Here is a 4,438-nt window from a genome sequence, read left to right as displayed (position 1 = left end):
TGGGTGAAGTTAGGTACCAAAGTAACGATTGTTGATTAATGTATTGACGTGGTTGTGTTTTCTGCGATCGCGGTAATGCTCTTTATTCACAAATCAAGCTGACTATAAATAAGCTAGTTTTCCGCTAAACTTGCCCCTTCATAACTTATTATTCGCGCCTTTGTATAGTTAGCTTCTGCAATTGGCATCGCACTCCGCACTTTTATACCTGAAGATTTGACAGAAGTTTGTATTGATTGGCTGCAACTGCGCTCAGAATTTGGTACCTTATTGACGTTTTGCCCGCCTGCCCCTTGAGAGGGCATTGCAATCATCTCAATCTCATACTCTGGGATACTCACCGTTTTAAAAATTTGTAGCATAATTTAACAATTGTCCAGAGATGAGTCGCACCAGTCGTTGAGCAGATTTCGCTCTGATTCGCCTTTATTCATTATCTCCTGACAGACAAAGTAAGGAAAATAAGCCGATGGATCGATTGAATTTCAATGTAGTCCAGCAGTTCTGGACGATCGCTAAGTCCTATTGGTCAGGGGATGAAAAATGGCAAGCTAGAGGGTTATTGCTGGGCGTAGTGCTGTTACTGCTGGCGTATACGGGATTGAGTGTAGTTCTCAACAACAAGCGAGGAGTGCTGATTTCAGCCCTCTCAGCCCGTGATGAGCCACGCTTCTGGGAAACTGTCATCATTTTCATCGCTGTGTTGGTGATCTATGCACCATTGCTCGCAGGCTATACCTATCTGCGCGATCGCCTCAGTTTACAATGGCGGAAATGGCTGACTCATCGGTTTGTGGATAACTATTTTCGCGATCGCGCCTATTACAATCTGCATATCTCAGGCACTGAAATCGATAACCCAGATCAGCGGATTGCAGAGGATGTTAGGAGTTTTACCCAGGAATCTCTCACCTTTGTACTGGTGTTGGTGCAGTCTGTGCTGTCAACGATCGCCTTCAGCAGCGTACTCTGGGGCATTTCTAAACCCCTGGTGTTGTTTCTGGTGCTGTATGCCCTAATTGGGACAGTAGTAACAACTTTTGTATTTGGTAAGCCGCTTGTCCGACTCAACTTTGAACAATTGAAGAGAGAAGCGAATCTCCGCTTTGGTTTGGTGCGGATTCGGGAGAATGCGGAAGCGATCGCATTCTATCGAGGGGAAGAACAGGAGTCAAACCAAGTTAAGCATCGGTTCCTCGATGTGTTTGAGAACGTCAAACGCCTGCTGGTTTGGGAATTAAACTTAAATGTTCTCACCAACGCTTATGAGTTCATCCCCTTCGTCCTGCCTGCCCTAGTTGTCGCACCCGCGATTTTTGCCGGGGAAATGGAGGTGGGTAAAGTTTCTGAGGCACAGGGGGCTTTTGTCCGCGTCTTTTTCTCGCTCAATGTTGTCGTTGCCCGCTTCCAGCAATTGACCACTTTTGGCGCTGGGATTAATCGTCTTTATACCTTTGCCCAGTTTTTAGAACAGGCAGAGGCAGATCGGGCATCCGATGAGCAACCCAGGATTCAGACGGTATCAGCAGATCGGCTGGCAGTCGAACATCTCAGCCTGCAAACTCCCAATTATCAGCGCACATTAGTAGAAGATTTGTCCATAGAGTTACCTGCTGCACAGGGACTTTTGGTGATGGGGCCAAGTGGTTGCGGTAAGAGTTCACTGCTGAGAGCGATCGCAGGTTTGTGGGATTCTGGTACAGGGAAAATTGTTCGTCCTGAATCCGACGAGATCCTATTTTTGCCGCAACGTCCCTACATGGTGCTTGGTACTCTGCGCGATCAATTGCTGTATCCCAACACGCATCTTGAGGTTGACGACGAACACTTAAAGCAAGTGCTGGAACAGGTTAATTTAGCAGGTTTAGAGGAAAGATTTGGCGGTTTTGATGCCCAGGAGGATTGGGCAGATGTCCTCTCTTTGGGCGAACAACAACGGCTAACTTTCGCCCGGTTGCTGCTGAACAAACCCAACTACGCCATCCTAGATGAAGCAACTAGCGCCCTAGATTTGGATAACGAGGAACGGTTGTATCAACATTTGCAGGCAAAAGGGACTACTTTCTTAAGTGTGGGACATCGTGCTACGTTGGCAAATTATCATCAGTCATTGCTGGAACTCTCCCAGGATAGGACTTGGCAGCTTAAACAACCCCTAGCTCTTGTCGAAGAACAACCGGAGTTGTTGGAACTTCCATCGACTACCTGATATTTTAGGGCGCTCGGCGGAAGCATCCCATTTGTGCAAAAATACCTGCTGATTGAAATAGCCAATGCAATGGAAGCTGGCAAGCTCAAGTCCGGAGATAAGCCAATCCATGACCATAGACATATCAAATCTAAGGTTTAAATCCCGTGCAGTTCGCTAAAGTTTAAAAAGATATGAATCGTATTGATGGAGAATCTAAATCCCAAATGATACCGTTGTGGAATAAATCTTTTAGTGCTTTTTGCTTGGGTCTGTTTGTGATGTTCGCAGGGAATATCGTTCTGATTGGTTGTGGTGAAGCCGCTAAAAATTCCGAACCTGTACAAGAATCGGAAAAAGAATCCAACCAGGGTAATCAGGCTGATGATGACGATAACGAGGGGCAAGAGACCACTGGCTCATCCGATCAAAATGACGATGAGGAGAAGGATGGACAAGAGGAGAAGGATGGAGAAGATAAGGATTAGTAGTGGCGATTCACCTAGCGCGATCGCTTGATAGCCGCAGCCACCGATTCGCGTGTACTCCGAATTTACACGCGAAAGGGACGACTTTTTTGAGTGTCGGGCATCACTCTACGTGGACAAATTACCATCAGTCTTTGCTGGAATCCCAGGCTCAAACGTGGCAGATTAAACAACCGCTAACTCTGCTCAAACATGGCGAAAAGGAGTGACATTTAGCTCCGCTCTCCAGTCTGCTAGTGGTTTTTCCCAAGCCTCTTCCCACTTCTGCCCTAGAAAGGGTTTTGCCCGATCCCCCAAATCGTAGCTCTGCTGAATGAGACGTACAAGCGGGTTTAAATCGCTGTTCATCTTGATCGTATTCAGGGTGATTGCGGCAATCAACATCACTGCAAGGGGAGAGCGATTTTGCGCGAGCGTAAATGCTTGCAGTCCAATCTCTCCAACAGGATCGGTGCCAAATCCTGTCACGGTATGCCAAATATCATGAGTTTGTCGCATACGCAGTGCTAAATAGCTTGTGTCATCTTGAAGTTCGACTTGGCGATAAAACTCTGGATCGAGGTTGGCTGCTCGCATATGAGAGGCATAGGCAAAGCCTAACGAATCTTCAGGCAGCTTGAGTAACGCTTCTAAATTGGGAGTCGGTGCAATATATTGTTCTTCAAAAAGTTGAGCGATTTCAGGATGGGACTTGAGATAGGTAATCGCGGCAGCAGAAACTTTATGCTTGGCTAAGGCAGCAGCAATATCAAAAACTGCCTCGATATCTGTTCCGTTATCGATAAAGGCAAGGAAACCTTCCAAACCTTTCAGAAGTTCTGGAGTAACCGATCGACTCGTATCAGCATTGATAATGGAGGGAGATTTTGACATTGGGAAACCTTAGATAATCAAAATGAACGAACCCTTAGCGGGATAACTTCACGTATCTGGCACGTATCTGGATCGAGACCCGCAGCTCTTAACCGTTCTGCCAGTTGTGCTGCCCTATACTCTAGCTGCGATCGCTCTGTTGCGTTCGGCTTCTACCTCAGTTAACACGCAACTTCCTTGTGCATCATACTAGCGCAGCCACCGTCTGTTTAGGACTATTTTATGGATTCTTGAATTGCCTGATTGCGACTATCGATGGGGCAAAGTTTTGTAGCAATTGAGCAAGAGCGAGATGCCTCCGGCAAGTTGCGCGGGATGCCAATTTAATTACTTCGTAGTTCCCCGTGGGGCGCGTTCAGCATCTGTTCCAATCCACTGCTTAGAATTCACTACGGTATCGATTTTATTTTCCAATTCTGTTAGTTGAGTCGGTGCATCAGGTGAAGGAAGGTAATGGTGTACTGTTTTTTGTTTCTTGCCGATTGTCAATGAGGTGATGGCAGAAGGTGCATCGGTGTGTCCACCTGTATAGCTGTCTTGAAGCTTGAAGTAATTGAGCTTTTGAAAGTCTGCAATGAGCTTTCTCGCTGCTGTTTTACTGATAGTTGTTGTTCGGGTGCCAGTCACTTTCACAAACCGTTTGCCCTCGTAAACCACCTTGCCATTGCCATAAACAGTGAGCTTATAAATGGGGCAAAAGCCAAAACAGGCTGTCCGTTCGAGTGTCAGCGCAACTTGTGGTGAGACTTGTTGAGGTTGATTGAGTAGCCTTTGATTCGGAGTAGTGGTTTCAGCCGCCAGGAACGGGGAGTTAGGAATAGAGACGCTTAGAACACTACTGGCTACACCGATTATTAGACTTAGAAGAAGTGGCGATCGCATTATCGTT

5 protein-coding genes and 1 pseudogene are annotated in these 4,438 nt (G+C 46.6%); 3 read left to right on the top strand and 3 right to left on the bottom strand.

Features of this window, described 5'->3' with window-relative positions; genetic code table 11:
* Positions 1-254 precede the first annotated feature (254 nt).
* Positions 255-362 (bottom strand): annotated as a pseudogene (locus H6F50_RS28100) (aminoacyl-tRNA hydrolase); the annotation flags it as partial.
* A 107-nt stretch (positions 363-469) separates the two neighbouring features.
* Between H6F50_RS28100 and H6F50_RS24390 the strand changes: the two are divergent.
* The 3 genes from H6F50_RS24390 to H6F50_RS24380 all read left to right on the top strand — a co-directional run bounded on the left by H6F50_RS24390 (position 470) and on the right by H6F50_RS24380 (position 2,885).
* Positions 470-2,209 (top strand): ABC transporter ATP-binding protein/permease, encoded by a 1,740-nt coding sequence (locus H6F50_RS24390; RefSeq protein WP_190430673.1) that lies wholly within the window; start codon positions 470-472, stop codon positions 2,207-2,209.
* Between the two features lie 173 nt (positions 2,210-2,382).
* Positions 2,383-2,676: a hypothetical protein gene (locus tag H6F50_RS24385; RefSeq protein WP_190412473.1), complete on the top strand. Its 294-nt coding sequence runs from the start codon at positions 2,383-2,385 to the stop codon at positions 2,674-2,676.
* A 2-nt stretch (positions 2,677-2,678) separates the two neighbouring features.
* Positions 2,679-2,885 carry a hypothetical protein gene (locus H6F50_RS24380; protein WP_190430672.1) on the top strand — a complete coding sequence of 69 codons (207 nt, stop codon included), beginning with the start codon at positions 2,679-2,681 and terminating at the stop codon, positions 2,883-2,885.
* Here the strand turns inward: H6F50_RS24380 and H6F50_RS24375 are convergent.
* Positions 2,863-3,549 (bottom strand): Coq4 family protein, encoded by a 687-nt coding sequence (locus tag H6F50_RS24375; protein ID WP_190430671.1) that lies wholly within the window; start codon positions 3,547-3,549, stop codon positions 2,863-2,865. The two genes, H6F50_RS24380 and H6F50_RS24375, sit on opposite strands and share 23 nt — an antisense overlap.
* A gap of 327 nt (positions 3,550-3,876) precedes the next feature.
* The coding region (locus H6F50_RS24370) for a DUF6438 domain-containing protein (protein WP_199292357.1) at positions 3,877-4,438 on the bottom strand (562 nt) is incomplete at its 5' end.

Origin of the sequence: Coleofasciculus sp. FACHB-712 (assembly GCF_014695635.1) — a bacterium.
In the GTDB taxonomy this organism is placed as follows: Bacteria; Cyanobacteriota; Cyanobacteriia; order Cyanobacteriales; family FACHB-T130; genus FACHB-T130.
The sequence above is the reverse complement of the archived record's forward strand: the minus strand, read 5'-3'. Positions and strand labels throughout refer to the sequence as shown.

Coding starts and splice junctions, on each gene's coding strand:
- H6F50_RS24390 (WP_190430673.1), top strand. CDS start 470: ATGGATCGATTGAATTTCAATGTAGTCCAGCAGTTCTGGACGATCGCT.
- H6F50_RS24385 (WP_190412473.1), top strand. CDS start 2,383: ATGAATCGTATTGATGGAGAATCTAAATCCCAAATGATACCGTTGTGG.
- H6F50_RS24375 (WP_190430671.1), bottom strand. CDS start 3,549: ATGTCAAAATCTCCCTCCATTATCAATGCTGATACGAGTCGATCGGTT.